At 71.7% G+C, this 24,607-nt stretch carries 27 protein-coding genes; 19 read left to right on the forward strand and 8 right to left on the reverse strand.

The genetic code is table 11. The annotated features are described in order from the left end of the window. Nucleotides 1-18 precede the first annotated feature (18 nt). Nucleotides 19-633 (forward strand): TetR/AcrR family transcriptional regulator, encoded by a 615-nt coding sequence (locus ACZ32T_RS07300; RefSeq protein WP_467268399.1) that lies wholly within the window; start codon nucleotides 19-21, stop codon nucleotides 631-633. Between the two features lie 23 nt (nucleotides 634-656). Here ACZ32T_RS07300 and ACZ32T_RS07305 read toward each other — a convergent pair whose 3' ends face one another. Both ACZ32T_RS07305 and ACZ32T_RS07310 read right to left on the reverse strand, forming a co-directional pair. After that, entirely contained in the window at nucleotides 657-1,625 is a 969-nt protein-coding gene (locus tag ACZ32T_RS07305; protein ID WP_467268287.1) for a DeoR/GlpR family DNA-binding transcription regulator, read from the reverse strand. A 123-nt stretch (nucleotides 1,626-1,748) separates the two neighbouring features. Then, entirely contained in the window at nucleotides 1,749-3,188 is a 1,440-nt protein-coding gene (locus ACZ32T_RS07310) for an NAD(P)H-quinone dehydrogenase (RefSeq protein WP_467268289.1), read from the reverse strand. Between the two features lie 251 nt (nucleotides 3,189-3,439). Here ACZ32T_RS07310 and ACZ32T_RS07315 point away from each other — a divergent pair, with 251 nt between their 5' ends. From ACZ32T_RS07315 to ACZ32T_RS07330, 4 genes are all read left to right on the forward strand, one after another. Beyond that, nucleotides 3,440-3,877 (forward strand): gamma-glutamylcyclotransferase family protein, encoded by a 438-nt coding sequence (locus ACZ32T_RS07315; protein ID WP_033297850.1) that lies wholly within the window; start codon nucleotides 3,440-3,442, stop codon nucleotides 3,875-3,877. Between the two features lie 105 nt (nucleotides 3,878-3,982). Further along, nucleotides 3,983-4,807: a purine-nucleoside phosphorylase gene (locus ACZ32T_RS07320; protein WP_356712929.1), complete on the forward strand. Its 825-nt coding sequence runs from the start codon at nucleotides 3,983-3,985 to the stop codon at nucleotides 4,805-4,807. Nucleotides 4,808-4,888: 81 nt separating this feature from the next. Then, on the forward strand, nucleotides 4,889-6,532 hold the full coding sequence (locus ACZ32T_RS07325; protein ID WP_467365803.1) for a phospho-sugar mutase: 1,644 nt from the start codon (nucleotides 4,889-4,891) through the stop codon (nucleotides 6,530-6,532). Between the two features lie 242 nt (nucleotides 6,533-6,774). After that, on the forward strand, nucleotides 6,775-7,173 hold the full coding sequence (locus ACZ32T_RS07330; protein ID WP_467365805.1) for a GNAT family N-acetyltransferase: 399 nt from the start codon (nucleotides 6,775-6,777) through the stop codon (nucleotides 7,171-7,173). 149 nt (nucleotides 7,174-7,322) lie between these two features. Here ACZ32T_RS07330 and ACZ32T_RS07335 read toward each other — a convergent pair whose 3' ends face one another. Continuing rightward, nucleotides 7,323-7,961 carry a PH domain-containing protein gene (locus ACZ32T_RS07335; RefSeq protein WP_467365807.1) on the reverse strand — a complete coding sequence of 213 codons (639 nt, stop codon included), beginning with the start codon at nucleotides 7,959-7,961 and terminating at the stop codon, nucleotides 7,323-7,325. Nucleotides 7,962-8,086: 125 nt separating this feature from the next. On the opposite strand from ACZ32T_RS07335, the gene deoC reads away from it, so the two are divergent. From deoC to ACZ32T_RS07350, 3 genes are read left to right on the forward strand one after another with little or no spacing between them, the layout of a single operon-like run. Continuing rightward, nucleotides 8,087-9,034, forward strand: coding sequence for a deoxyribose-phosphate aldolase (deoC, locus tag ACZ32T_RS07340; protein WP_467268402.1), 948 nt, complete (start codon nucleotides 8,087-8,089; stop codon nucleotides 9,032-9,034). Between the two features lie 6 nt (nucleotides 9,035-9,040). Further along, the gene (locus ACZ32T_RS07345; RefSeq protein WP_467365809.1) at nucleotides 9,041-10,477 is read left to right on the forward strand and encodes an aldehyde dehydrogenase family protein; all 1,437 of its coding nucleotides are present in this window, start codon (nucleotides 9,041-9,043) and stop codon (nucleotides 10,475-10,477) included. After that, nucleotides 10,470-11,366: an aldehyde dehydrogenase family protein gene (locus ACZ32T_RS07350; protein ID WP_467268302.1), complete on the forward strand. Its 897-nt coding sequence runs from the start codon at nucleotides 10,470-10,472 to the stop codon at nucleotides 11,364-11,366. Before ACZ32T_RS07345 ends, ACZ32T_RS07350 begins: the two co-directional genes overlap by 8 nt. A gap of 61 nt (nucleotides 11,367-11,427) precedes the next feature. Here ACZ32T_RS07350 and ACZ32T_RS07355 read toward each other — a convergent pair whose 3' ends face one another. Further along, nucleotides 11,428-11,853 carry a hypothetical protein gene (locus ACZ32T_RS07355; protein ID WP_467268304.1) on the reverse strand — a complete coding sequence of 142 codons (426 nt, stop codon included), beginning with the start codon at nucleotides 11,851-11,853 and terminating at the stop codon, nucleotides 11,428-11,430. Between the two features lie 63 nt (nucleotides 11,854-11,916). On the opposite strand from ACZ32T_RS07355, the gene ACZ32T_RS07360 reads away from it, so the two are divergent. Continuing rightward, nucleotides 11,917-12,621, forward strand: a complete 705-nt coding sequence (locus tag ACZ32T_RS07360) for a uridine kinase family protein (RefSeq protein WP_356712905.1) — start codon at nucleotides 11,917-11,919, stop codon at nucleotides 12,619-12,621. Nucleotides 12,622-12,762: 141 nt separating this feature from the next. Here the strand turns inward: ACZ32T_RS07360 and ACZ32T_RS07365 are convergent, their stop codons facing one another. Beyond that, nucleotides 12,763-13,509, reverse strand: coding sequence for a SigE family RNA polymerase sigma factor (locus ACZ32T_RS07365; RefSeq protein WP_467268306.1), 747 nt, complete (start codon nucleotides 13,507-13,509; stop codon nucleotides 12,763-12,765). 181 nt (nucleotides 13,510-13,690) lie between these two features. Here ACZ32T_RS07365 and afsQ1 point away from each other — a divergent pair, with 181 nt between their 5' ends. The 5 genes from afsQ1 to ACZ32T_RS07390 all read left to right on the forward strand — a co-directional run bounded on the left by afsQ1 (nucleotide 13,691) and on the right by ACZ32T_RS07390 (nucleotide 17,556). Beyond that, on the forward strand, nucleotides 13,691-14,368 hold the full coding sequence (gene afsQ1 / locus ACZ32T_RS07370) for a two-component system response regulator AfsQ1 (RefSeq protein ID WP_176724363.1): 678 nt from the start codon (nucleotides 13,691-13,693) through the stop codon (nucleotides 14,366-14,368). Continuing rightward, on the forward strand, nucleotides 14,365-15,888 hold the full coding sequence (locus ACZ32T_RS07375; protein ID WP_467268309.1) for an ATP-binding protein: 1,524 nt from the start codon (nucleotides 14,365-14,367) through the stop codon (nucleotides 15,886-15,888). Before afsQ1 ends, ACZ32T_RS07375 begins: the two co-directional genes overlap by 4 nt. Then, on the forward strand, nucleotides 15,885-16,529 hold the full coding sequence (locus ACZ32T_RS07380; RefSeq protein WP_467365811.1) for a hypothetical protein: 645 nt from the start codon (nucleotides 15,885-15,887) through the stop codon (nucleotides 16,527-16,529). The genes ACZ32T_RS07375 and ACZ32T_RS07380 overlap by 4 nt, the downstream gene beginning before the upstream one ends. Before the next feature lie 177 nt (nucleotides 16,530-16,706). After that, on the forward strand, nucleotides 16,707-17,261 hold the full coding sequence (locus ACZ32T_RS07385; RefSeq protein WP_467268313.1) for a VanZ family protein: 555 nt from the start codon (nucleotides 16,707-16,709) through the stop codon (nucleotides 17,259-17,261). A gap of 91 nt (nucleotides 17,262-17,352) precedes the next feature. After that, the gene (locus ACZ32T_RS07390; RefSeq protein ID WP_104788518.1) at nucleotides 17,353-17,556 is read left to right on the forward strand and encodes a PspC domain-containing protein; all 204 of its coding nucleotides are present in this window, start codon (nucleotides 17,353-17,355) and stop codon (nucleotides 17,554-17,556) included. 76 nt (nucleotides 17,557-17,632) lie between these two features. On the opposite strand, the gene ACZ32T_RS07395 is transcribed toward ACZ32T_RS07390, so the two are convergent. Beyond that, nucleotides 17,633-17,929, reverse strand: coding sequence for a hypothetical protein (locus tag ACZ32T_RS07395; protein ID WP_467268315.1), 297 nt, complete (start codon nucleotides 17,927-17,929; stop codon nucleotides 17,633-17,635). A gap of 134 nt (nucleotides 17,930-18,063) precedes the next feature. Next, entirely contained in the window at nucleotides 18,064-19,218 is a 1,155-nt protein-coding gene (locus ACZ32T_RS07400; protein WP_467268317.1) for an adenosine deaminase, read from the reverse strand. 103 nt (nucleotides 19,219-19,321) lie between these two features. Between ACZ32T_RS07400 and ACZ32T_RS07405 the strand changes: the two genes are divergently transcribed. Beyond that, entirely contained in the window at nucleotides 19,322-20,080 is a 759-nt protein-coding gene (locus ACZ32T_RS07405; protein ID WP_467268320.1) for an alpha/beta hydrolase, read from the forward strand. A 16-nt stretch (nucleotides 20,081-20,096) separates the two neighbouring features. Here ACZ32T_RS07405 and ACZ32T_RS07410 read toward each other — a convergent pair whose 3' ends face one another. Beyond that, nucleotides 20,097-21,050: a LysR family transcriptional regulator gene (locus tag ACZ32T_RS07410; RefSeq protein WP_467268322.1), complete on the reverse strand. Its 954-nt coding sequence runs from the start codon at nucleotides 21,048-21,050 to the stop codon at nucleotides 20,097-20,099. 62 nt (nucleotides 21,051-21,112) lie between these two features. Between ACZ32T_RS07410 and ACZ32T_RS07415 the strand changes: the two genes are divergently transcribed. The 4 genes from ACZ32T_RS07415 (at nucleotide 21,113) to ACZ32T_RS07430 (ending at nucleotide 24,607) form a co-directional block, all read left to right on the forward strand. Continuing rightward, entirely contained in the window at nucleotides 21,113-22,420 is a 1,308-nt protein-coding gene (locus ACZ32T_RS07415) for an MFS transporter (RefSeq protein WP_467268324.1), read from the forward strand. 88 nt (nucleotides 22,421-22,508) lie between these two features. Further along, complete coding sequence (locus ACZ32T_RS07420; protein WP_467365813.1) at nucleotides 22,509-23,225, forward strand: L,D-transpeptidase family protein; 717 nt, start codon at nucleotides 22,509-22,511, stop codon at nucleotides 23,223-23,225. 96 nt (nucleotides 23,226-23,321) lie between these two features. Continuing rightward, a complete protein-coding gene (locus ACZ32T_RS07425) occupies nucleotides 23,322-24,308 on the forward strand; it encodes a sigma-70 family RNA polymerase sigma factor (protein ID WP_467268327.1) in 987 nt (328 codons plus the stop codon). Next, nucleotides 24,305-24,607: a hypothetical protein gene (locus ACZ32T_RS07430; protein WP_467268328.1), complete on the forward strand. Its 303-nt coding sequence runs from the start codon at nucleotides 24,305-24,307 to the stop codon at nucleotides 24,605-24,607. Before ACZ32T_RS07425 ends, ACZ32T_RS07430 begins: the two co-directional genes overlap by 4 nt.

Here is a 24,607-nt window from a genome sequence, read left to right on the forward strand (position 1 = left end):
GAGGACGGGGTGAGTGCGATGGGAACGGCACCGACGCCGGCACGGCCGATGCGCGCCGACGCGCGCCGCAACTACGACCGGCTGCTGAGCGAGGCCCGGGTGTCCTTCGCCGCCCACGGCACGGATGCCTCGCTGGAGGACATCGCCCGGCGGGCGGGCGTCGGCATCGGCACGCTGTACCGGCACTTCCCCAACCGCCAGGCCCTGATGAACGCGGTCTTCCAGGAGGCCCTGACCGCACTGCTCGACCGCTCCCGCGAACTGGCACGGTCCGACCGGCCCTGCGCCGCGCTGGTGGAGTGGCTGGGCGCGATCGTCACCCACGCGGGCGAGTACCACGGGCTGGCACAGGCACTCATGTCCGCCTCGGGAGACACGACTTCTGCACTGACGTCCTGCCATGTGCCGCTGCGTCAGGCCGGGGACCGGCTGCTGGCGCGTGCCAAGTCCAGCGGCTCGGTGCGGGCGGACGTGTCGATCGACGACCTTCTCCAGCTGACCAACGCGATCGCGCTGGCCGCGGAACAGACCCCGGCGGACCCCGCCCTGGCCGACCGGCTGCTGCGACTGACGCTCCGTGGTCTGAAGGCCGACCCCGCCGACCCCGCGCCGTCCGGTCCGCAGGGCGGCTGACCGGGCCGCCGCCCGCTACGGCCTTACCGGCGCCGCATGTCCGCGACCCGGCCCACCGGCCCCTCCGCCAGCGCCGCGGCGCTCCGCAGCTGCGGGCCGAGCCCTCCCGGCCCGCCGTGCCCGCCCTGCGTACGCCGCTGGCCCGGCAGCGGCATGTCCGGCCGTGTCTGCCGTCCCGGCGGCAGAGGCTCGCCGCCCCCGGCCTCCGTGCCGGGCCCCGCCACCGTGATCTCCACGCCCTGGTCGGCCAGGGCCTGGAGCTCCGTGGCCGCACGCTCGTCGTGCACCGGCGGCTCGTCCGTCACGAGGCGGGTGATCAGCTCCGTGGGCACCGTCTGGAACATGGTGTCGGAGCCGAGCTTCGTGTGGTCCGCGAGGACCACCACCTCGGCCGCGGCCTGCACCAGGGCCCGGTCCACGCTCGCCGAGAGCATGTTGGACGTGGAGAGCCCGCGCTCCGCGGTCAGCCCGCTGCCGGAGAGGAAAGCCCGGCTCACGCGCAGCCCCTGGAGGGACTGCTCGGCGCCGCTGCCCACGAGCGCGTAGTTGCTCCCGCGCAGGGTGCCGCCCGTCATCACCACTTCCACCCGGTTGGCATGGGCCAACGCCTGGGCCACCAGCAGCGAGTTGGTGACCACGGTCAGGCCCGGCACCCGCGCGAGCCGGCGGGCCAGCTCCTGCGTGGTCGTTCCGGCGCCGACCACAATGGCCTCGCCCTCACCGACCAGGCCGGCCGCCAGGTCGGCGATGGCCGTTTTCTCCGCGGTGGAGAGATGGGATTTCTGCGGAAAGCCGGACTCCCGCGTAAAACCGCCCGGCAAGACCGCACCGCCGTGCCGGCGGTCGAGGAGTCCTTCTGCCTCCAGTGCCCGCACGTCCCGCCGTACGGTCACTTCGGAGGTCTGGACGACGCGGGCGAGCTCACGGAGCGATACCGCCCCGTTGGCGCGCACCATTTCGAGGATCAATTGACGACGTTCTGCAGCGAACACGAAACTGACAGTAACCTGGCCGTAGGTTGCTTTTCAGCAGTTTGCGCCGAATAAGAGAAGTTGCGCACAGACGGGGCCCCTTGGTGGTATAAGAGGCCCCGTCGTCGGTACGAGCAGTGGGCGCTACGCGTCGCCCTCGGTCTTACGGGTGTGCAGCTGCCGTGCCACTTCGGCGATCGAGCCGGAGAGGGACGGGTACACGGTGAACGCGTTGGCGATCTGCTCGACCGTCAGGTTGTTGTCCACGGCGAGCGCGATCGGGTGGATCAGCTCGCTGGCCCTCGGCGCGACGACGCAGCCGCCGACCACGATGCCGGTGCCGGGCCGGCAGAAGATCTTGACGAAGCCGTCCCTGATGCCCTGCATCTTGGCGCGGGGATTGCGCAGGAGCGGCAGCTTCACGACACGGGCGTCGATCTTGCCCGAGTCGACGTCCGACTGGCTGTAACCGACGGTGGCGATCTCGGGGTCGGTGAAGACGTTCGCGGAGACCGTCTTCAGGTTCAGCGGCGCCACCGCGTCGCCGAGGAAGTGGTACATCGCGATCCGGCCCTGCATCGCGGCGACCGAGGCCAGCGCGAAGACGCCGGTGACGTCACCGGCGGCGTACACACCGGGCGCGCTGGTGCGGGAGACCCGGTCGGTCCTGATGTGCCCGGACTCCTTGAGCTGGACCCCGGACTCCTCCAGGCCCATGCCCGCGGTGTTCGGGATCGCGCCGACCGCCATCAGGCAGTGCGTGCCGGTGATGACACGGCCGTCGGCCAGCGTGACCTCGACGCGGTCGCCGACGCGCTTGGCGGACTGGGCGCGGGAGCGGGCCATGACGTTCATGCCGCGGCGCCGGAAGACGTCCTCCAGGACGGCGGCGGCGTCCGGGTCCTCGCCGGGGAGCACCCGGTCGCGGGAGGAGACGAGCGTGACCCGCGAGCCGAGCGCCTGGTAGGCGCCGGCGAACTCGGCGCCGGTGACACCCGAGCCGACCACGATGAGCTCCTCGGGGAGCTCGTCGAGGTCGTAGACCTGGGTCCAGTTCAGGATGCGCTCGCCGTCGGGCAGGGCGTCCGGGATCTCCCGGGGGTGGCCACCGGTCGCGATCAGCACGGCGTCGGCGGTGAGCCGCTCCTCGGTGCCGTCGGCGGCGGTCACCACGACCTGCCGTGACCCGTCGGCGGCCTGGAGGCCCTCCAGCCGGCCGCGGCCGCGCATGACCCTGGCGCCCGCGCGGGTGACGGAGGCGGTGATGTCGTGGGACTGGGCGAGCGCGAGGCGCTTGACACGCCGGTTGACCTTGCCGAGGTCCACGCCGACGACCCGGGCGGCCTGCTCGACGTGCGGGGTGTCGTCGGCGACGATGATGCCGAGTTCCTCGTAGGAGGAGTCGAAGGTGGTCATCACCTCGGCCGTCGCGATCAGGGTCTTGGAGGGCACGCAGTCGGTGAGGACCGACGCGCCGCCGAGGCCGTCGCAGTCGACGACGGTCACCTCCGCGCCGAGCTGGGCGCCGACCAGTGCCGCCTCGTAGCCGCCGGGGCCGCCGCCGATGATCACGATCCGGGTCACGAAAAGTCCGCCTCGCGTGGTGTCATCCCACGGCCGTCTGCCGCCCCGGCCGGGGGTCCGGGGGATCGCCCCGGCGTATGCAGTACGTAATTCATTGTCCCGCACGCGCCAAGCTGCTTCGCCCCGGGGCCCTCCATACGGGAACGGGCCTGGCCGGGCCACGGCCTCCGGCTCCGCGGGACCACCCACGACCGGGCCTTTTCCTCGCCGGAACCGGCACACTCCCCGCCGCCTCCCGTACCCTCGACCCCATGTCGCTCTACGCCGCGTACGCCGGCAACCTCGACGCGCGGCTGATGACGCGCCGCGCACCGCACTCCCCGCTGCGCGGCACGGGCTGGCTGAACGGCTGGCGGCTGACGTTCGGCGGGGAGCAGATGGGCTGGGAGGGCGCGCTGGCCACGGTGGTGGAGGCACCCCGTTCCCAGGTGTTCGTCGCGCTGTACGACCTGGCTCCGATGGACGAGGACTCCATGGACCGCTGGGAGGGTGTCGGCCTCGACATCTACCGGCGCATGCGGGTGCGCGTGCACACGCTGGACGGCGAGGAGCCGGCCTGGATGTACGTCCTCAACGGCTACGAGGGCGGGCTGCCCTCCGCGCGTTATCTGGGCGAGGTGGCGGACGCCGCCGAGTCCGCGGGCGCGCCGCACGACTACGTGATGAACCTGCGCAAACGACCCTGCTGAGCCGGGCCCCGCGGGCGCCCTCTGTATGAAGATACGAATGTGACCGGCCAGACTCTCCGCCGTCACATCTACGCGCGTAGGGAATCAGCGGTTACCCTCATCCGCGTGAACGCATCTGTTATTCCGGACCACATCCAGGGCGACCCCCGCGCCGCCGCTGCCGACGCCGCCGCCCGCCTGCGCGAGCTGACCGGCGCCGATACCCACGACGTCGCCCTGGTGATGGGCTCCGGGTGGGCCCCCGCGGGCGATGCGCTCGGCGTCCCGGAAGCCGAGTTCCCGGTCACCGCCCTGCCCGGATTCCCGGCTCCGGCCGTGGAGGGCCACGGCGGCATGATCCGCTCGTACCGGATCGGGGCGAAGCGCGTCCTGGTCTTCCTGGGCCGTACGCACTACTACGAGGGCCAGGGGGTCGCGGCGGTCGCGCACGGCGTCCGTACCGCCGCCGCGGCGGGCTGCGGGACCGTCGTCCTCACGAACGGGTGCGGCGGCCTGCGCGCCGGCATGCGCCCCGGCCAGCCGGTCCTCATCAGCGACCACATCAACCTCACGGCGGCGTCGCCGATCATCGGCGCCAATTTCGTCGACCTGACGGACCTGTACTCGCCGCGGCTGCGCGCGCTGTGCAAGGAGATCGACGAGTCGCTCGAAGAGGGCGTGTACGTGCAGTTCCCCGGCCCGCACTACGAGACCCCGGCCGAGATCGGGATGGTCCGGGCCATGGGCGGCGACCTGGTCGGCATGTCCACCGTCCTGGAGGCCATCGCGGCGCGTGAGGCGGGTGCCGAGGTGCTGGGCATCTCCCTGGTCACGAACCTCGCGGCGGGCCTCAGCGGCGAACCCCTCAACCACGAGGAGGTCCTCCAGGCCGGCCGCGACTCGGCGACCCGGATGGGCGCGCTGCTCGCACGGGTGCTGGACCGGATCTAGCAGGGGCTCCGCCCCAGCGCCCCCGGCAGCCCCGCGCGGCGGCTCCATCTCAGTCCCCCGTACCGCAGAAAGGCGGACATCGTGCAGCAGGACGACCTCCTCACGCGGGCCAGGACCTGGCTCGCCGAGGACCCGGACCCGGAGACCCGCGCGGAGCTCGCCGGGCTCATCGACGCGGGGGACCTCGCCGCCCTGGAGGACCGCTTCGCGGGCACGCTCCAGTTCGGCACCGCCGGCCTGCGCGGCGAGATCGGCGCCGGCCCGATGCGCATGAACCGCTCCGTCGTCATCCGCGCGGCCGCGGGACTCGCGGCGTACCTGAGGGCGCGGGGCCACACCGGCGGGCTCGTCGTCATCGGCTACGACGCCCGCTACAAGTCGGCCGACTTCGCCCGCGACACCGCGGCGGTGATGACCGGCGCGGGCCTGCGCGCGGCCGTCCTTCCCCGCCCCCTGCCGACCCCCGTCCTCGCGTACGCCATACGGCATCTGGGGGCCGTCGCGGGCGTGGAGGTCACGGCCAGCCACAACCCGCCGCGCGACAACGGCTACAAGGTCTACCTCGGCGACGGCTCGCAGATCGTGCCCCCGGCCGACGCGGAGATCGCCGCCGCGATCGAGGCGGTCGGCCCGCTCGACGGCGTACCGCGCCCGGAGTCCGGCTGGAAGGTCCTCGGAGACGATGTCCTGGCCGCGTACCTCGAACGTACGGACGCCGTCCTCAGCCCCGGCTCCCCCCGCACCGCGCGGACCGTCTACACGGCGATGCACGGCGTAGGCACCTCCGTCCTGACGGCGGCCTTCGCGCGGGCGGGCTTCCCCGAGCCCGTACTCGTGGCCGAACAGGCGGAGCCGGACCCGGCGTTCCCCACCGTCGCCTTCCCCAACCCGGAAGAGCCCGGCGCCATGGATCTCGCCTTCGCGACCGCGCGCCGGGCACAGCCCGACCTGATCATCGCCAACGACCCGGACGCCGACCGCTGCGCCGCCGCCGTGCCGGACCCGTCGGCAGACGGCGGCTGGCGGATGCTGCGCGGCGACGAGGTGGGCGCGCTGCTCGCCGCCCACCTGGTGGACCGAGGCGTCACGGGCGTCTTCGCCGAGTCGATCGTCTCCTCGTCCCTCCTAGGCCGTATCGCGGAGAAGGCGAACCTCGGTCACGAGGAGACGCTGACGGGCTTCAAGTGGATCGCCCGCGTCGACGGCCTGCGCTACGGCTACGAGGAGGCCCTCGGCTACTGCGTGGACCCGGAGGGCGTACGCGACAAGGACGGCATCACGGCGGCCCTGCTGATCGCCGAGCTGGCCTCCGCTCTCAAGGAGAAGGGCCGCACCCTCCTCGACCTCCTGGACGACCTGGCGCTCGCACACGGCCTGCACGCCACGGACCAGCTGTCGGTACGGGTCGAGGACCTGACGGTCATCGCGAACGCCATGCGTCGCCTGCGCGAGACGCCCCCGACGACCCTGGCGGGCCTCCCGGTCACCTCGGCCGAGGACCTCTCGCGGGGCACGGCCACGCTGCCGCCCACGGACGGCCTGCGCTACCACCTCGCCGGAGCCAGGGTCATCGTCCGCCCGAGCGGCACCGAGCCGAAGCTCAAGTGCTACCTGGAGGTCGTCATCCCGGTCACGGACGCGGCCGGGCTCCCCGAGGCAAGGCAGCGGGCGACGGAGCTGCTGGCGGGTATCAAGCGGGACCTGGCGGCCGCGGCGGGGATCTGACACCCTCCGGCATCGGGCAGTCGGGGACTTGGAATCGCCGTTCCGACGGCATCCCGGTGTCCCCCACGACCCGCGACGAAGAACGCTGAGCCTGCCGCACCCCGCACGCGGGGGCGGCCGGCCGGAGCAGCGCGCGTAGGCGAGGACGCGCGGGCCCTCCCGCTGTGGCCACCCCACCGGGGGCCGCACCCCCGGGGCGTCCGTGCGTCTTCGACGCCACCGGCCGGCACTACGATGCGGCCGTGACGATCACGTACGAGTGGCGAGGCGACTTCGACAACGAGGCGGTCGACGCCCTCCACGCGCAGAGCTTCGAGCACCCACCCGAGGTGATCGACTGGCGCGCCCGTACGCACCGTCACAGCCTGGGATGGGTCTGCGCTCGGCAGGACGGCGCACTCGTCGGTTTCGTCAACGTCGCCTGGGACGGCGGCGTCCACGCCTTCATCCTGGACACCATGGTGGCCGAGGGCCATCGCGGGACGGGGATCGGTACCGGCCTCGTGACCGCTGCCGCCGAAGGCGCCCGCTCGGCGGGGTGCGCATGGCTGCACGTCGACTTCGAGAGTCACCTGCGAGCGTTCTACTTCGGCGCCTGCGGCTTCGAGTCGACCGACGCGGGTCTGCTCGCGCTCTCGTAGTCCGGTGCCGGACCGCATCACCCCTGGAAGCCAGGGACGGCGAAGAGGGACCCCCACACGGCAGCGACGTATCCGGTTTCCTTCCCACCCGTCAACGACGCGTTGCGGCTTCTGCCCCAACGTCACGGCAACCGCACGGGTCGATCCGCTCAGCCGATCGCGAGCAGTACCGCCAGCAGCACCGCGCCGACCACGGCCGGGGCGATCACCTCGTAGGCCCAGCGGACCGACGCGGTGATCGTGCCCTGCTCCTTGCGGGCGGCGGCGCGCTCGGCGAGCTCTCTCAGGTCGCTCACCGTCTGATCGGCGGCGGCCGCACGGGCCTGGCTGTCGCGGACGTCGGCGTGCACGGAGGTCCGGCCGTACGGGTCGTCGTGCGCCCGCTGCATGGCCTTCCTGGCCGCCCGCTTGCGCTCGCGCAGCGAGACGGGCACCGCCCACAGCTGGTACTTGTCGCCGCTGTGGGTGAAGACCTCGCTCGAGTACACGGCGCGCACGGTGGAGACGTCCGTCCACGGCAGCACGACCGTGCGGAACGGATTACGGATCCGGAGCCGTTCCTCGTCGGCGAACACGGCCGGGCGCAGCGTGAAGGCCACGATCAGCGGGATGACCGTCAGCAGCGCGGCCAGCGACAGCCACGGCACCCATCCCTTGCCCCGGACCACCGCGTCACCGCCGATCCAGCCGACCAGCAGGATCAGCAGCACGCCGCTGACCAGCCCGGCGCCCGACCGGAAGGTCCGGTCGGCGTGGGCGGGCTCGGCGGGGGGTGTGGGGCTCGTCATGCTCCCGATTCTGCCTGACGGGATCCGCCGGGGTGCCCGGAGGCTCGTACGGCCTGGGAAAGGCACGGAAAGGGGGAGGGCCCTGTACAGGTCGCTACGCGCGTAGATATGCTCATGTGGTGACCATGCCCACCACTGCTCCGGCATTCTCCGACGCGACGGCGTCCGACAGTGCGCTGCGCCGCTTCCTGCACGGGCTGCCCGGCGTCGACACCGTCGGCCTCGAAGCGCGCGCCTCCGCCCTCGGCACCCGTTCGATCAAGACGACCGCCAAGGCGTACGCGATCGATCTCGCCATCTCGATGATCGACCTGACGACGCTTGAAGGCGCGGACACCCCGGGCAAGGTCCGGGCTCTCGCCGCCAAGGCCGTCCACCCCGACCCGACCGACCGCACGACCCCGCGCACCGCGGCCGTCTGCGTCTATCCCGACATGGCGGCCACCGCCGTCGCCGCGCTGGCCGGCTCCGGGGTGAAGGTGGCGTCCGTCGCGACGGCCTTCCCCGCCGGACGCGCCGCGCTGGACGTCAAGCTCGCGGACGTCCGCGACGCCGTGGCGGCCGGGGCCGACGAGATCGACATGGTGATCGACCGCGGCGCCTTCCTCTCGGGCCGCTATCTCAAGGTCTACGAGGAGATCGTCGCCGTGAAGGCCGAGTGCGGCTCCGCGCGGCTCAAGGTGATCTTCGAGACGGGTGAGCTGTCCACGTACGACAACATCCGGCGCGCCTCCTGGCTCGGTATGCTGGCCGGCGCGGACTTCATCAAGACGTCGACCGGCAAGGTCGGGACGAACGCCACTCCGGCGAACACGCTGCTGATGCTGGAGGCCGTACGCGACTTCCGGGAGCAGACGGGCGTCCAGATCGGCGTGAAGCCCGCGGGCGGCATCCGCACCTCGAAGGACGCGATCAAGTTCCTCGTCCTGGTGAACGAGACCGCGGGCGAGGACTGGCTGGACAACCACTGGTTCCGCTTCGGCGCCTCCAGCCTGCTGAACGACCTGCTGATGCAGCGCCAGAAGCTCAGCACCGGCCGTTACTCCGGCCCCGATTACGTGACGGTGGACTGATACGCCATGGCTTCCGCATTCGATTACGCACCGGCTCCGGAGTCCCGCTCCGTCGTCGACATCGCCCCCTCGTACGGCCTGTTCATCGACGGCGAGTTCGCCGACGCGGCCGACGGCAAGGTCTTCAAGACGGTCAGCCCGTCCACCGAGGAGGTGCTCTCCGAGGTCGCGCGGGCAGGCGCCGAGGACGTGGACCGCGCCGTGAAGGCGGCCCGCAGGGCGTTCGAGAAGTGGTCGGCGCTGCCCGGCTCCGAGCGCGCCAAGTACCTCTTCCGCATCGCCCGGATCATCCAGGAGCGCTCCCGCGAGCTCGCCGTCCTGGAGACCCTGGACAACGGCAAGCCGATCAGGGAGACCCGCGACGCGGACCTCCCGCTGGTCGCCGCGCACTTCTTCTACTACGCCGGCTGGGCCGACAAGCTGGACCACGCGGGCTACGGCGCGAATCCGCGCCCGCTGGGCGTGGCGGGCCAGATCATCCCGTGGAACTTCCCGCTCCTGATGCTGGCCTGGAAGATCGCCCCGGCGCTCGCCACCGGCAACACCGTGGTGCTGAAGCCGGCGGAGACCACTCCGCTCTCCGCGCTCTTCTTCGCCGACATCTGCCGTCAGGCGGGACTGCCCAAGGGCGTCGTCAACATCCTGACCGGGTACGGCGACGCGGGCTCGGCCCTCGTCGAGCACCCCGACGTGAACAAGGTCGCCTTCACCGGTTCCACCGCGGTCGGCAAGGCCATCGCCCGGCAGATCGCGGGCACGGACAAGAAGGCCACGCTCGAACTGGGCGGCAAGGGCGCCAACATCGTCTTCGACGACGCCCCGGTCGACCAGGCCGTCGAGGGCATCGTCACCGGCATCTTCTTCAACCAGGGCCAGGTCTGCTGCGCGGGCTCGCGGCTCCTCGTCCAGGAGTCCGTGCACGACGAGGTGCTGCACGCCCTCAAGCGCCGGCTGTCCACGCTCAGGCTCGGCGATCCGCTGGACAAGAACACCGACATCGGTGCCATCAACTCCGCCGAGCAGCTCTCCCGGATCAGCGCGCTCGTCGAGACGGGCGAGGTGGAGGGCGCCGAGCGCTGGTCCGCGCCGTGCGAACTCCCCTCCGCCGGATACTGGTTCGCGCCGACGCTCTTCACGGGTGTCACCCAGGCGCACACGGTCGCCCGCGACGAGATCTTCGGCCCGGTGCTGTCGGTGCTGACGTTCCGCACGCCCGACGAGGCGGTGGCGAAGGCCAACAACAGTCAGTACGGCCTCTCGGCGGGCATCTGGACGGAGAAGGGCTCCCGCATCCTCGCGGTGGCGAACAAGCTCCGGGCCGGCGTCGTCTGGGCCAACACGTTCAACAAGTTCGACCCGACCTCGCCGTTCGGCGGATACAAGGAGTCGGGCTTCGGCCGCGAGGGCGGCCGTCACGGTCTGGAGGCCTACCTCGATGTCTGACGGGCGACTGAGTGTCTTCAAGACCTACAAGCTGTACGTCGGGGGCAAGTTCCCCCGCTCCGAGAGCGGCCGGGTGTACGAGGTGAGCGACGCGAAGGGCAGGTGGCTGGCGAACGCCCCGCAGTCCTCCCGCAAGGACGCGCGTGACGCCGTCGTGGCCGCGCGCAAGGCGTTCGGCGGCTGGTCGGGCGCGACCGCGTACAACCGCGGTCAGGTCCTCTACCGCGTGGCGGAGATGCTGGAGGGCCGCCGGGAGCAGTTCGTACGGGAGGTGGCGGACGCCGAGGGGCTGTCGAAGTCCAAGGCGGCGGCCGTCGTGGACGCGGCGGTCGACCGCTGGGTCTGGTACGCGGGCTGGACGGACAAGATCGGCCAGGTCGTGGGCGGGGCGAACCCCGTCGCGGGCCCCTTCTTCAACCTGTCCACCCCGGAACCGACGGGTGTGGTCGCGGTCCTGGCTCCCCAGGAGTCCTCGTTCCTCGGCCTGGTGTCGGTGGTCGCCCCGGTGATCGCCACGGGCAACACGGCCGTCGTGATCGCCTCGGCCGACGCACCGCTGCCCGCGCTCTCGCTGGGCGAGGTCCTGGCGACCTCGGACCTGCCCGGCGGCGTGGTGAACATCCTGTCGGGGAAGACGGCGGAGCTGGCCGCCCCCCTGGCCTCGCACCAGGACGTCAACGCCATCGACCTCACGGGGGCCGACGCGGCTCTGGCGAAGGAGCTGGAGATCGCCGCGGCGGACAACCTCAAGCGCGTGAGCCGTCCACACCCCGCGGACGGAGCCGACTGGTCCACCGACCCCGGCACACACCGCCTGACGGCCTTCCTGGAGACCAAGACGGTCTGGCACCCGACGGGCGCCCTGGGGGCTTCGGGCTCCTCGTACTGACCTCCGGCGCACGCGTGTGGGGCCGCCCTCCGGACGGCCCCACACGCACGTCTGCCGTCGATCAGCCGGTGATCAGACCGGTCACCTCTCCGACCACGGGCAGATCGCCGAGCGCGGCGCCGCTGGTCAGCGGGTCCGTGACCACCGCCGTCGTCACGGGCTTGAAGTCGGCGATCTGCGTACCCACCGCGTTGTCCAGCGGGTCCACACCCGTCCCGGCCAACGGGTCGAGCTGCAGGTCGGTGATGGGCTTGACGGCGCCCACGATCCCGTAGCCGAGCACGCTGTTCAGTGCGGGTTCCGCCGCGGCGTTGACCGCCCCCAGGGTGCTGTCCGCGGTGTCCGCGCCGGTCGCGGGCGGTGCGGGCAGCGGCGTGGCCTGGGCCGCCGCGCCTCCCGCGCCGAGGGCCGCGCCCAGCGCGGTGAGGGTCAGACCGGCACGCAGCAGTGCGCGTTTCCGGGGCTTGGACAGTGCATGACGTGCCATGTTTTCCCACCTGATCGGGACGTGTCGGGTAATCATCCGTGCGCGCAGAGTAGTTGAGGTGTGATGCTCGATACCAACAGGACCTCCCGGGGATCCCCTACGCGGGTCAATGCCTCACACTTCTGTTCTGTGAGTTCCCAACCGATCCCCACGCGCGTCGTGCTGCTCGCCGGTCCGTCCGGCTCCGGCAAGTCGTCCCTCGCGGCCCGCAGCGGTCTCCCGGTGCTACGCCTGGACGACTTCTACAAGGAGGCCAACGACCCGACACTGCCGCGGGTCACCGGCAGCTCGGACATCGACTGGGACTCGGCCCTCTCCTGGGACGCGGACGGCGCGGTCGCGGCCATAGCGGAGCTGTGCCGTACGGGTCGCACGTCCGTACCCCTGTACGACATCGCCACCAGCTCACGGACGGGCCGCGAGACGCTCGACATCGAGCGCACGCCCCTCTTCGTGGCGGAGGGCATCTTCGCGGCGGACATCGTGGAGCGCTGCCAGGAACTGGGCCTGCTCGCGGACGCGCTGTGCCTGCGCGGCCGGCCCTCGACGACGTTCCGCCGGCGCCTGGTCCGGGATCTGCGGGAGGGCCGCAAGTCGGTGCCGTTCCTGCTGCGGCGCGGCTGGCGGCTGATGCGGGCCGAGCGGGGCATCGTGGCCCGCCAGAAGGCCCTGGGCGCGTATCCCTGCGCCAGGCAGGAGGCCCTGGGCCGCCTGGCCGCGGCAGCGGCGGGACGCTGCCGCACCCCGCGCAGCCGCGTGCCGAACTGAGCTGTGTCCGGACAACGCGGCGGGGGCGGACAGGACCCCCCGGCCTGTCCGCCCCCGCTGCGCGCTTCCCCCGTGCCGCCGCCTCCCCCGAAGCCGCGGCCTTTCCCCCGTGTCCCCCGTACCCCGTGTCCCCCGTAGACCTCAGGCCACCAGCTCGCCGAAGGACTCCTCCTCGTCACGGCCGAAGCTGAGGACCTCGTCCTCGCGCAGCCGGCGGAGTGACCGCCAGATGCTCGACTTCACCGTGCCGACACTGATGTCGAGGATGGACGCGATCTCCGGGTCCGTGCGGCCCTCGTAGTAGCGCAGCACCAGCATCGTGCGCTGGAGTTCCGGCAGCCGCGCGAGCGCCTGCCAGAGCACCGCCCGCAGCTCCGTGCCCCGCATCGCGTCCGTGTCGCCCACCGTCTCCGGCAGCTCCTCGGTCGGGTATTCGTTCAGCTTGCGCCTGCGCCATGCGCTGATGTGCAGGTTGGTCATGGTGCGGCGGAGATATCCCCCGACGGCCGCCTTGTCGCTGATCCTGTCCCACGCCCGGTACGTCGAGAAGAGGGCGCTCTGCAGCAGGTCCTCGGCCTCGAACCGGTCGCCGGTCAGGTGGTAGGCGGTCGCGTACAGGGAGGCGCGGCGCTCCCGGACGTAGGCGGTGAACGCCGCTTCGGCGTCCTCCGTCCGCGCCGGGGGCTTCCGCTCCCCCGAGCCCTCCCCGTACGCGCTTCCCCCGTGCTCCCCCGTGGTCGCGTCAACCATCGTCAGGTACGACGAGTGCTGACGCCCGGCGCCACGTACACACCCCCGTGTTCCGGCGCCGGACTTCTCCGGGCTCCGCCCGACGTCGTGGAGGCGCGTGACAACTGCGCTTGAGGTGGTGCTGTGCAGTGCGTTCATCTGGCGCCCCCCATCGGTGGAGTCCGTTCGTTCGGTACGCCAACGAGCTTGCCGGGGCAGTTTCATGACCCTGTCCCCCGACTGTCACAGAGCTGTCACAGGGCACGTCGGGGCCCGCGTCGGCGGATCAAGTCGGGGGGATTGTCGAAACGTGGCACCGCCATGGGCCAGAATGGCCCCCGTGCCTTTCCTGTTGCTGATCGAGGACGATGACGCCATCCGCACGGCCCTCGAACTCTCACTGTCACGCCAGGGCCACCGTGTGGCCACCGCGGCGACGGGAGAGGACGGCCTGGAGCTGCTCCGGGAGCAGCGGCCGGACCTGGTTGTGCTGGATGTGATGCTGCCCGGTATCGACGGTTTCGAGGTGTGCCGGCGCATCCGGCGTACCGACCAGCTGCCGATCATTCTGCTGACCGCGCGCAGCGACGACATCGACGTCGTGGTGGGACTGGAGTCCGGCGCGGACGACTATGTCGTGAAACCTGTCCAGGGCCGGGTGCTCGATGCCCGTATCCGCGCGGTCCTGCGCCGCGGGGAGAGAGAGTCGACCGACTCGGCGACCTTCGGGAGTGTCGTCATCGACCGTTCGGCGATGACCGTCACGAAGAACGGGGAGGACCTGCAGCTCACGCCGACCGAGCTGCGGCTCCTGCTGGAGCTGAGCCGCCGTCCCGGACAGGCCCTGTCCCGGCAGCAGTTGCTCCGCCTGGTGTGGGAGCACGACTACCTCGGTGACTCACGGCTGGTGGACGCCTGTGTACAGCGGCTGCGGGCGAAGGTGGAGGACGTGCCGTCCTCGCCGACCCTGATCCGTACCGTGCGGGGTGTGGGCTACCGGCTGGACACTCCTCAGTGAGCGATACCGCGAAGCGTTCCATACTCGCGGGTCTTCGCTGGACCAGCCTGCGGCTCCGGCTCCTGATCGTGTTCGCGCTGGTGGCCCTGACGGCGGCGGTGTCCGCCTCCGGCATCGCCTACTGGCTCAACCGTGAGGCCGTCCTGACGCGCACGCAGGACACGGCGCTCGGCGACTTCCGCCGCCAGATGCAGAACCGCGCGGCCTCGCTGCCGCTGGAGCCCACGGCGGCCGAGCTGCGGGACGCCGCCGAGCAGATGGCCACCAGCGGTCCCGGCTACCACGTGCTGCTGATAGGGACCAACGACGGCAAACCGGTCACCGGCTCCTCCGACCTCGACTCCTTCACCAAGGCGGACGTGCCCGCCTCGCTGCAGAAGCAGGTGGACAAGAAGCAGCCGCTGACGTCGGCCAACACCTTTGAGTACCACCTGTTCTGGCAGCGCACGACCCTCGGCAGCACCCCGTACCTGGTGGCCGGGACGAAGATCATCGGCGGTGGCCCCGCCGGTTACATGCTGAAGTCGCTCGACCAGGAGCGCGAGGACCTCAACTCACTGGCGTGGTCCCTGGGTATCGCCACCGCGCTGGCCCTCGTCGGCTCGGCGCTCCTCGCCCAGGCCGCGGCGACGACCGTGCTGCGGCCGGTGCAGCGGCTCGGTGACGCGGCCCGCAAGCTGGGCGAGGGCAAGCTCGACACCCGTCTCGTCGTCTCCGGGACCGATGAACTCGCCGATCTGTCACACACGTTCAACAAGGCCGCGAGCTCCCTGGAGAAGAAGGTCGCGGACATGAGCGCCCGGGAGGAGTCGAGCCGCAGGTTCGTCGCCGACATGTCGCACGAGCTGCGCACCCCGCTGACCGCGATCACGGCGGTCGCCGAGGTGCTGGAGGACGAGGCGGACAGCCTCGACCCGATGATCGCTCCGGCCGTGCACCTGGTGGTGAGCGAGACCCGGCGGCTGAACGACCTGGTCGAGAACCTCATGGAGGTCACCCGTTTCGACGCCGGTACGGCCCGCCTGGTGCTGGACACGGTCGACGTGGCCGATCAGGTGACCGCCTGCATCGACGCCCGCGCCTGGCTGGACGCGGTCGATCTGGACGCGGAGCGCGGCATCATGGTGCGGCTCGACCCGCGCCGGCTGGACGTGATCCTCGCGAATCTGATCGGTAACGCCCTCAAGCACGGCGGGTCGCCGGTGCGGGTCTCCGTGCGGACCGACGAGGACGATCTGGTCATCGAGGTACGCGACCACGGTCCCGGCATCCCCGAAGAGGTCCTGCCGCACGTGTTCGACCGCTTCTACAAGGCGAGCGCCTCCCGGCCGCGCTCCGAGGGAAGCGGTCTCGGCCTCTCCATCGCGGTGGAGAACGCGCACATCCACGGCGGTGACATCACGGCCTCCAATCTGCCGGACGGCGAGGGCGCGGTGTTCGTACTGCGGCTTCCGAGGGACGCGGAGCGACTGACGGGGCCGGACGAACCGGACCCGAACGAGAAGGGCGACGCCACGTGACGCGCAGCGAGCAGGCGTACGGCGCACCGCGCGGGGGCGGGCCCGGTCGCCGGACGGTCGCCGCGCTGGCCGCCGTCGCGGCCTGCGTGGCGCTGGCCGCGGGCTGCGGCATCCGCAGCACCTCGGTGCCGGTCGACGCGGGGGCGGCACCGTCCCGGATGCCGTGCCGTACGGCGCCGGCGGACACGACCGCGCCACCGCAGGGGAGCGTCTCCGTACGGGTGTACCTGGTCTGCGCCTCGCAGCTGGTGACGGTCGAGCGCACGGTCGAGGTCGACGAGTCGCGCTCCGGCCCCCTCCTGGTCGCCCAGGCGCTCCTGAGCGAGCTCCAGCGGGACCCGGACGCCGATGAGCGGCGTGCCGGCTTCTCCACCGACGTCCCGGCGGGCCTGCGGGTCACCGAGCCCCGCAAGGGGGACCCGAAGGGCACGCTGCGCCTCAGCGGGCAGCCGGACGACCTGCCGGCGGAGGCGCTCGCGCAGCTGGTGTGCACGTACGCGGAGAGCGAGTCCCTGACTTCCGGGGGCTCGGTGCCGCTGGGCGGGCCGGGCGACTATGCCCCGCGCGGATACCTGTGCACATCGGAGACGAAGAGCCTCCCCGCCGAGGTGCCCACCCGGAGCACCCTGAAGCTCCCCTAGGGCCTGCCGCGCGGCCGCCCTGCGGGCGACGACGCGAATGGTCAGACAGGCCCTGGCCCCGCCGTGCCGGGGGCGTCGGCCGGGGGGTGCCCGGCGTCACAGGGAGGGCCCGGGGTCGGGGGAACCGACAGCGGGGGTGGGGGCGTCTTGGGGTGCGTGCGTCACAGTTCGGACGGCATGGCCGTCATCCGCTTCCGTGCGGCGGGGGTAACCCTCCTCCTCGCGCATCTTCTGTTCGTCGGCTGGCTGACGCTGCGCCCGCTGGACGTGCCCTGGATGACGGCCGCGAACTTCCAGCCGTTCGCCGGCATCAGGGCGGACCTGGCCCTCGGCACGGCCGAGGCGGTGCGCCGCATCGGTGAGGGCCTGCTGCTGCTGGCGCCGCTGGGCATACTGCTCCCGATGGCCGGCGGCAGGCTGCTCGTCTCCCCGTGGGCCTCGCTGGCCCGTACGGTCGCGGCGGGCGCGCTGATCTCGATGGCCATCGAACTGGCGCAGACGGGGGTGCCCGGTCAGGTCGTCGACGTCGACTCGCTGCTGCTCAACACCGCGGGCGTCGCGCTGGCCCATCTGCTGGTCGTCCCGCTGTCACGGTCACGGCTGCGCCGGGGCAACCGGGCGGGGGCGGGTGACCTGTCCCGGATCGGGTACGGGAACGGGGCCTGGTCGTCGCTGGGCGAGGCCCCTCAGGGATCCACCCCGACGATTACCAGGGTCGGTATCGCACCGTAGAGCGACGCTTCGTCCCCCTTGGCGGAGCCACTATGGAGGTACCGGGAGCACGACGGAGCTGCTTCCCGAAACGGTTCGCGAAGGAGTCACCATGGCCGCACTTGTCCGCCCCCGTGAGGGACGCATGATCGGTGGGGTGTGCGCGGCGCTGGCCCGGCGCTTCGGCACCTCCGCGGGAACGATGCGCGTCATCTTCCTGGTGTCGTGTCTGCTCCCCGGCCCCCAGTTCCTGCTCTACCTGGCGCTGTGGGCACTGCTGCCGTCGGAGAAGAGCCCGGCCGCGACGGCCTGGTGACCGCAGGGACCACGGGGAGAAAGCTGTGGGGCGCACACCCGGACCGGGTGTGCGCCCCACACGCGTGTGCGGTGACTCAGCCGCCGATCGGCAGGGCGCCGGTCAGGCCGCCGGCGGGCAGTCCGCCGAGCAGGTTGGTGCCGGGGGTCGACAGGTCGCCGCTGCCGCGCTGCTGCTGGTCGAGCAGACCGCCGGCCGCCTTCTGCACGGCGGGCAGCGCGTCGGTGACGGAGTCGAGCGCCACGTTGGCGGGCAGGGCACCGGCCAGGGAGTCGACGGGCACGGCGACGGCGGAGGCGCTGCCCGCGCCGGCGGCGGCGAAAGCGGCACCGAGAGCGGCGACACCGAGGGTCCTGACGGCAGACTGCTTCATGGGAAATTCATCCTTGGGGAAGGGGATGTGAGCGGCTCTGCAACGTAGTCAGCTCCCCACCCGTGCCGCAAACATGCCGGGACACGGAAAACGGCCGGGATCTCGCGCTCCCGGCCGTTCCGTTTCCGCTTTCCTCAGCCTGCGACGGAGGAAGAAGCGCTGGTCACAGACGTCTGACGGAAAAGCCACTCGGATTTCAGTTCCGCGTATCCGGGCTTCACCACGTCATTGATCATCGCCAGACGTTCATCGAAAGGAATGAACGCTGATTTCATCGCATTGACTGTGAACCACTGCATGTCGTCGAGCGTGTATCCGAAGGTCTCGGTCAGCCGCTCGAATTCCCGGCTCATGCTCGTCCCGCTCATCAGCCGGTTGTCCGTGTTCACGGTGGCGCGGAAATGCAGCTTCCGCAGCAGCCCGATGGGGTGGTCGGCGTACGAGGCCGCGGCGCCGGTCTGCAGGTTGGAGGTCGGGCAGAGCTCCAGCGGAATGCGCTTGTCGCGTACGTAGGAGGCGAGGCGGCCGAGCGTCACGCTGCCGTCGTCGGCGATCTCGATGTCGTCGATGATGCGGACACCGTGGCCGAGCCGGTCGGCACCGCACCACTGCAGGGCCTGCCAGATCGAGGGCAGACCGAAGGCCTCGCCCGCGTGGATGGTGAAGTGGTTGTTCTCGCGCTTGAGGTACTCGAAGGCGTCCAGGTGGCGGGTGGGCGGGAAGCCCGCCTCGGCGCCCGCGATGTCGAAGCCGACGACGCCCAGGTCGCGGTAGCGGTTGGCGAGTTCGGCGATCTCCAGCGCGCGGGCGGCATGCCGCATGGCGGTGAGGAGTGCGCCGACGCGGATGCGGTGGCCGGCGGCACGGGCCCGGCGCTCACCCTCCCGGAAACCCTCGTTGACCGCCTCGACGACCTCTTCGAGGGACAGGCCCGCGGTGAGGTGCTGCTCGGGCGCGTACCGCACCTCGGCGTAGACGACACCGTCCTCGGCCAGGTCCTCGGCGCACTCCGCCGCCACCCGGAACAGCGCGTCACGGGTCTGCATCACGGCGCAGGTGTGGGCGAACGTCTCCAGGTAGCGCTCCAGCGAGCCCGAGTCGGCGGCCTCGCGAAACCAGACGCCGAGCTTGTCGGGCTCGGCCTCCGGCAGGGCGTCGTAGCCCTGCTCCCGCGCCAGGTCGACGATGGTGCCGGGACGCAGGCCGCCATCGAGATGGTCGTGGAGGAGCACCTTGGGCGCGCGGCGGATCTGGTCGGGACCGGGGACGTTCAGGGTCTGGCTCGTCATTGGGGCACTCTAGCGCCTACGCGCGTAGAGCGCTGGCTGTCGATGCGTAACAGTGACCGCGAAGCCGGGTGGAATACACCCGCCCTTCTGACACTGTTCTGTCATGGCACAGCGCGCACTTCCCCTGCCTGCCGCCAGGCTGGGACGGGCCGTCCTCACGGCCGGAGCAGCACCCGAGGTCAGCGGCGTGGTCCTGCTGCTCCCGGACGGCGAGACCGATTCACGGCGCCGTCCCTCCGCCTTCTCGTACGCGGCACAGCTGCCGTTCGCCCGGACGCTGGCCCGCGCCGGGCAGGACGACGGACTCGCGGTGCACGTCGTGCGCTACCGCACCCGGGGGTGGAACGCCGACGCCGATCCGGCGGCCGACACCCACTGGGCGGCCGACGAGGTCGTACGCCGCTACGGCGACATCCCCGTGTGTCTCGTGGGGCACGGCATGGGGGGCCGGGCCGCCCTGCGGGGCGCCGGGCACACGGCCGTCAACTCCGTGCTGGCGATGGCACCCTGGCTCCCGGAGGACGGAGAGCCCGCACCCGAACCGGTGAAGCATCTGGCGGGGCGCCGGGTGCTGATCGTCCACGGCACGAACGACGCGCGGACGAATCCGGAGCTCTCCTACCGGCTGGCCGAGCGGGCCAAGAAGGCCAACCGGGACACCTGCCGCTTCGAGGTCCACTCGGACGGGCACGCCCTGCGTCAGCACCGGTCCGAAGTACTGGCGCTGGCCTCGGACTTCGTACGGGGATCGCTGTTCGCCCGGTCGTACGCGCGCCCGGTCGCCGACGCCTTCGCCGCTCCCCCGCCGCTGGGGCTGCGGATGCCGCTCGCGGCGGGGTTCGGGCGGTCGCTGCGGCACTGAGGGGGCAGCCTGCGGCTCAGTCCGGCAGCAGGCTGCCCCGGCGCGAGAGCAGGAAGCGCTTGAAAGCCGCCACCGGCGGCGTGTCGGGGTGGCCGTCCAGCCAGGCGACACCGATCTCGCGGGCCGCGCGCGGCGCGGTCACCGTCAGCTCGACCACGCCGGGCCGGGCGACGGCGGGAGGCGGCAGCAGCGCCACCCCGAGTCCGGCCGCGACCAGCCCGCGCAGGGTCTCCGCCTCCTCGCCCTCGAACGCGACGCGCGGGGTGAAGCCCGCCTCGGCGCAGAGGTCGTCCGTGATCCGCCGCAGTCCGTAGCCGGGTTCGAGGGTGACGAACGTTTCGTCGGCGGCCTCGGCGAGGCGGATGCGCCGGCGTCCCGCCAGCCGGTGGTCGTCGGGGACGACGAGGCGGAGCCGCTGCTCGTCCAGGCGCATGGCGACGAGGTCCGGGGCGTCCGGGACGGGCGAGGTGAGGCAGAGGTCGAGGCCGCCCGCCCGCAGGCGGTCGATCATCGCCTCGCCGTAGTTCTGGACGAGTTGGAAGCGGACCCGGGGGTGGTCGGCGCGGAAGGCGCGGATCAGGGCCGGCACCGTCTCGGAGCCCATCGTGTGGAGGAAGCCGAAGGCGACCTTGCCGGCCGTGGGGTCGGCGTCGGCGCGCACCGAGTCGGCGGCCTTCTCCACTTCGGCCAGGGCGCGTTCGGCGGAGCCGAGGAAGGTGCGGCCCGCGGGGGTGAGCGAGACGGTGCGGCCCCTGCGGGCGAACAGGGCGACACCCAGGTCCTGTTCCAGCCTCACCATGGCCCGTGACAGCGTCGACTGCGGGACGCCGAGCTCGTGCGCGGCACGCGTGACGTGCTCGTGGCGGGCCACCGCCTCGAAGTACGCGAGGCGTGGCGCGAGCACGGCCCGGATGTCTTCTTCGTAACTGCTCGGTGACAGCCGCGGCCGTGAGCTGTATTGATGCGCCATGGGAACGATTATGAGGGTTTCATGCATTGGACGCATGAAACGCCGCGGTCTACGTTCGACGCATGCCTCCTGCCAGTACCGGGGCGTCCACCACCGTGCTGGACGCCGCCGTTCCGTCATCCACCGCCGCCGTCCCCCAGCCCGTCCCGGACCGCCTGGCGCCCGGCGGTCCCGGCTACCGCCGGATGAGCTTCGCGCTCTTCGCGGCGGGGATCGCGACCTTCGCCCTCCTCTACTCCACCCAGGCCCTGCTGCCCGCCGTCTCCGCGTCCTTCGGCGCGACGGCCGGCCAGGCGAGCTGGACGGTCTCCGCGGCGACGGGTGCGCTGGCCCTCTGCGTGCTGCCGCTGAGCGCGCTCTCCGAGCGCTTCGGGCGGCGCCAGATGATGACCGCCTCCCTGTCGGTCGCCGTGGTGATCGGGCTGCTCGTGCCCTTCGCCCCGTCGCTCGGCTGGCTGATCGCGCTGCGCGCGATCCAGGGCGCGGCCCTGGCGGGGCTGCCCGCCTCAGCGATGGCGTATCTGGCCGAGGAGGTGCGGCCCAAGGCGCTGGTGGCCGCGATCGGACTGTTCGTGGCGGGCAACAGCATCGGCGGCATGAGCGGCCGCATCCTCGCCGGCTGGGTCGCCCAGCTGTGGGGCTGGCGGATGGCGCTCGGCGCGATCGGGCTGCTCGCCGTGGCCTGCGCGGTGGTCTTCCACTTCCTGATCCCCAAGGCCCGGCACTTCAGCCCCGCGTCGCTCAACCCGAAGGCGCTGGGCAAGACGGTCACCGGCCACCTCTCCGACCCGCTGCTGCGCAGGCTGTACGCGATCGGCGCCCTGTTCATGACGGTGTTCGGCGCGGTCTACACCGTGATCGGCTACCGGCTCGTCGAGGAGCCCTTCAGCCTTCCGCAGGGCATCGTCGGCTCGGTCTTCCTCGTCTACCTCGTCGGTACGGTCTCCTCCGCCGCCGCGGGCCGGCTGGTCGCCCGGCTGGGCCGCCGGGGGGCGCTCTACCTCGCCGTCTCCACCACGGCCGCGGGTCTGCTGGTCTCCCTGGCGGACCAGATCGCCGCCGTCCTGGCCGGCCTCGTCCTGATCACGGCGGGCTTCTTCGCCGGACACGCGGTCGCCTCCTCCTCGGTGAGCCGTACGGCGACGTCGGGCCGCGCTCAGGCTTCGGCGCTCTACCAGTCGGCGTACTACCTGGGCTCCAGTGCGGGAGGCACGCTCGGTGCCGTCGCCTTCCACGCCGGAGGCTGGGCCGGCACGGTCGTGCTGGGTGTCCTGGCGGTCCTCGGCGTCCTGTCGATCACCCTCTTCGGGAGCCGCGCGGCCCGCACCGAGCGGCTCCGCGCCGCGGCCCCGGCACCGGTGCACAACTGAGACCTTCCCGGCACAACCGCAGCTCCCCGACGCACGTCCCAACAAGCGGAGTCACACCGCGGGCGAACGCGAAGGGGAGCAGGCGTACATGACGATCATGGGGAACATACGCGGCATACGGGTGCGGCGCGGGGCCGTCCTGTCCGTCGCCGGGCTGGTGGCCGCGCCGGCCCTGGTCCTGGGCACGGGTACGGGCGCCCAGGCGGCGTCCTGCACGGCCTCCACCGGGCCGTACCAGAAGCAGGTCGAGAAGTGGCTGGGGCGGACGGCCGACGGCCGGCAGTCGACGGCCGACTGCAAGGCGACCCGCTCGTTCCAGACCGCAAGGGGCATCACACCGAACATCGGGTACGCCGGGCCGGTCACCTGGCGCACGATGAAGACGATCACCGCGCAGAAGGCCGCGGGCAAGACCCCGAACAAGGCGAAGAAGTGCCCCACGAACAAGGGGCGCATCGCCTGCGTGGACCTGACCAGGCAGCTGAGCTGGATCCAGGACGGGTCCAAGCTCAAGTTCGGTCCGGTGCCGGTGCGCACGGGCCGTAACGGCGACGAGACGCGGACCGGCGCCAAGAAGATCTACTGGCGCAACATCGACCACTGGTCGACGCTCTACGATGTCCGCATGCCGTACGCCCAGTTCTTCGACGGCGGGCAGGCGTTCCACTCCGTCACCAAGTCCATGTACAACAACCCTGGATCGGCGGGCTGCGTCAACATGCGCCCCGCGGACGCGAAGTCATACTGGAAGCTGCTGAAGAACGGCGACGACGTCTTCGTCTACGGACGCAAGCCCGGCACCTGAGCAGCGGTTTCCACGCTTCCCGCCCCGGTTGTCAGTGCCCTGCGGTAGCTTCCACAGTGCTGAGTGAGCGGTGCCACAGCGCAACAGGGGTGAGCGATGAGTGAACAGACAGCGACAGCGGACATCGACAGCCGCCTGGAGGGACACCGGGTCGAGCTGACGGGTTACTGCTACCGGATGCTCGGCTCGGCCTTCGAGGCGGAGGACGCGGTCCAGGACACGCTGGTGCGTGCCTGGCGCAACTTGGACAAATTCGAGGGCCGTTCCTCCCTTCGCTCCTGGCTCTACCGCATCGCGACGAACGTCTGCCTCGACATGCTGAAGGCGGGCAACAAGCGGGCCAGACCGGTGGACCTGACCGGCCCGACACCGCTGGCCCAGGCCGCGCTGAACCCTCTCCCGGAGAACACCTGGCTGGAGCCGATGCCGGACGGGCGCATCCTGCCCTCGGTGGCCGACCCGGCGGAGGCGGCCGTGGCCCGCGAGTCGGTGCGCCTCGCGTTCGTCGCCGCGCTCCAGCACCTGCCTCCCAAGCAGCGTGCGGTGCTCATCCTGCGTGAGGTCCTGGCGTGGAAGGCGAGTGAGGTCGCCGAGCTGCTCGACACCTCCGTCGCCTCGGTCAACAGCGCCCTGCAGCGCGCCCGGGCGACCCTGTCCGACGCGGAGACCACGGCGCCGGACACCGCGAACCCCCTGGACGACGAGCAGCGCACGCTGCTGGACCGCTATGTGGCGGCGTTCGAGGGGTACGACATGGCGGCGCTGACGGCGCTGCTCCATGAGGACGCCGTGATGACCATGCCGCCGTTCGACCTCTGGCTCCGGGGACACGACGACATCACCGGCTTCATGCTCAGCATCGGCGCGGGCTGCGCGGGTTCCCGGCTGGTGGCGACCGAGGCCAACGGGTCCCCGGCCTTCGCGCACTACAAGCCGAATCCGGACGGACCGGGGTTCGTCCCGTGGGCGGTGCAGATCATCGACATCTCGGACGGTGCGATCACGGGGATGCACTGCTTCCTGGACACCCCGCGCTGGTTCCCGCTGTTCGGGCTGCCGGACCACCTGGACGACGCCGCGTGAGTGTGGGACGTCCTGTGGTGATCGGCTGGGCCCTGCTGGTGGCGGGTGGCTGGGCGGCGACGCTGTGGCTGGGCGAGCCGTCCGCCACGGCGGGGCCGGCCCCGGCCCCTGCCGCCGGGGTCCGGGACGACAACCCCGAGCCCGGGCCGCAGCCGGAGGGGTCGTGCGCGAAACCGTCGCCTACGGAGAGCAGCGACCCGTCGTCGATCGCGAAGGTGCCGGACGCGATCAGGGACGGGCGTGCGGTGCAGGTCTACTGCTCGACCCTCGTGATCCGCGACGGCGCCACGGCCCGCTGA

Source organism: Streptomyces sp. NPDC023573, assembly GCF_055559735.1.

Bases quoted from the DNA above. Each gene is read 5' to 3' on its own strand.
- ACZ32T_RS07365 (WP_467268306.1), bottom strand. From the start codon at position 13,509: ATGAACGCACTGCACAGCACCACCTCAAGCGCAGTTGTCACGCGCCTC.
- ACZ32T_RS07420 (WP_467365813.1), top strand. From the start codon at position 22,509: ATGACGATCATGGGGAACATACGCGGCATACGGGTGCGGCGCGGGGCC.
- ACZ32T_RS07415 (WP_467268324.1), top strand. From the start codon at position 21,113: ATGCCTCCTGCCAGTACCGGGGCGTCCACCACCGTGCTGGACGCCGCC.
- ACZ32T_RS07360 (WP_356712905.1), top strand. From the start codon at position 11,917: ATGCTCGATACCAACAGGACCTCCCGGGGATCCCCTACGCGGGTCAAT.
- ACZ32T_RS07315 (WP_033297850.1), top strand. From the start codon at position 3,440: ATGTCGCTCTACGCCGCGTACGCCGGCAACCTCGACGCGCGGCTGATG.
- ACZ32T_RS07385 (WP_467268313.1), top strand. From the start codon at position 16,707: ATGGCCGTCATCCGCTTCCGTGCGGCGGGGGTAACCCTCCTCCTCGCG.
- ACZ32T_RS07405 (WP_467268320.1), top strand. From the start codon at position 19,322: ATGGCACAGCGCGCACTTCCCCTGCCTGCCGCCAGGCTGGGACGGGCC.
- ACZ32T_RS07390 (WP_104788518.1), top strand. From the start codon at position 17,353: ATGGCCGCACTTGTCCGCCCCCGTGAGGGACGCATGATCGGTGGGGTG.
- ACZ32T_RS07355 (WP_467268304.1), bottom strand. From the start codon at position 11,853: ATGGCACGTCATGCACTGTCCAAGCCCCGGAAACGCGCACTGCTGCGT.
- ACZ32T_RS07300 (WP_467268399.1), top strand. From the start codon at position 19: ATGGGAACGGCACCGACGCCGGCACGGCCGATGCGCGCCGACGCGCGC.
- ACZ32T_RS07395 (WP_467268315.1), bottom strand. From the start codon at position 17,929: ATGAAGCAGTCTGCCGTCAGGACCCTCGGTGTCGCCGCTCTCGGTGCC.
- ACZ32T_RS07350 (WP_467268302.1), top strand. From the start codon at position 10,470: ATGTCTGACGGGCGACTGAGTGTCTTCAAGACCTACAAGCTGTACGTC.
- ACZ32T_RS07400 (WP_467268317.1), bottom strand. From the start codon at position 19,218: ATGACGAGCCAGACCCTGAACGTCCCCGGTCCCGACCAGATCCGCCGC.
- ACZ32T_RS07335 (WP_467365807.1), bottom strand. From the start codon at position 7,961: ATGACGAGCCCCACACCCCCCGCCGAGCCCGCCCACGCCGACCGGACC.
- ACZ32T_RS07425 (WP_467268327.1), top strand. From the start codon at position 23,322: ATGAGTGAACAGACAGCGACAGCGGACATCGACAGCCGCCTGGAGGGA.
- ACZ32T_RS07410 (WP_467268322.1), bottom strand. From the start codon at position 21,050: ATGGCGCATCAATACAGCTCACGGCCGCGGCTGTCACCGAGCAGTTAC.
- deoC (WP_467268402.1), top strand. From the start codon at position 8,087: ATGCCCACCACTGCTCCGGCATTCTCCGACGCGACGGCGTCCGACAGT.
- ACZ32T_RS07345 (WP_467365809.1), top strand. From the start codon at position 9,041: ATGGCTTCCGCATTCGATTACGCACCGGCTCCGGAGTCCCGCTCCGTC.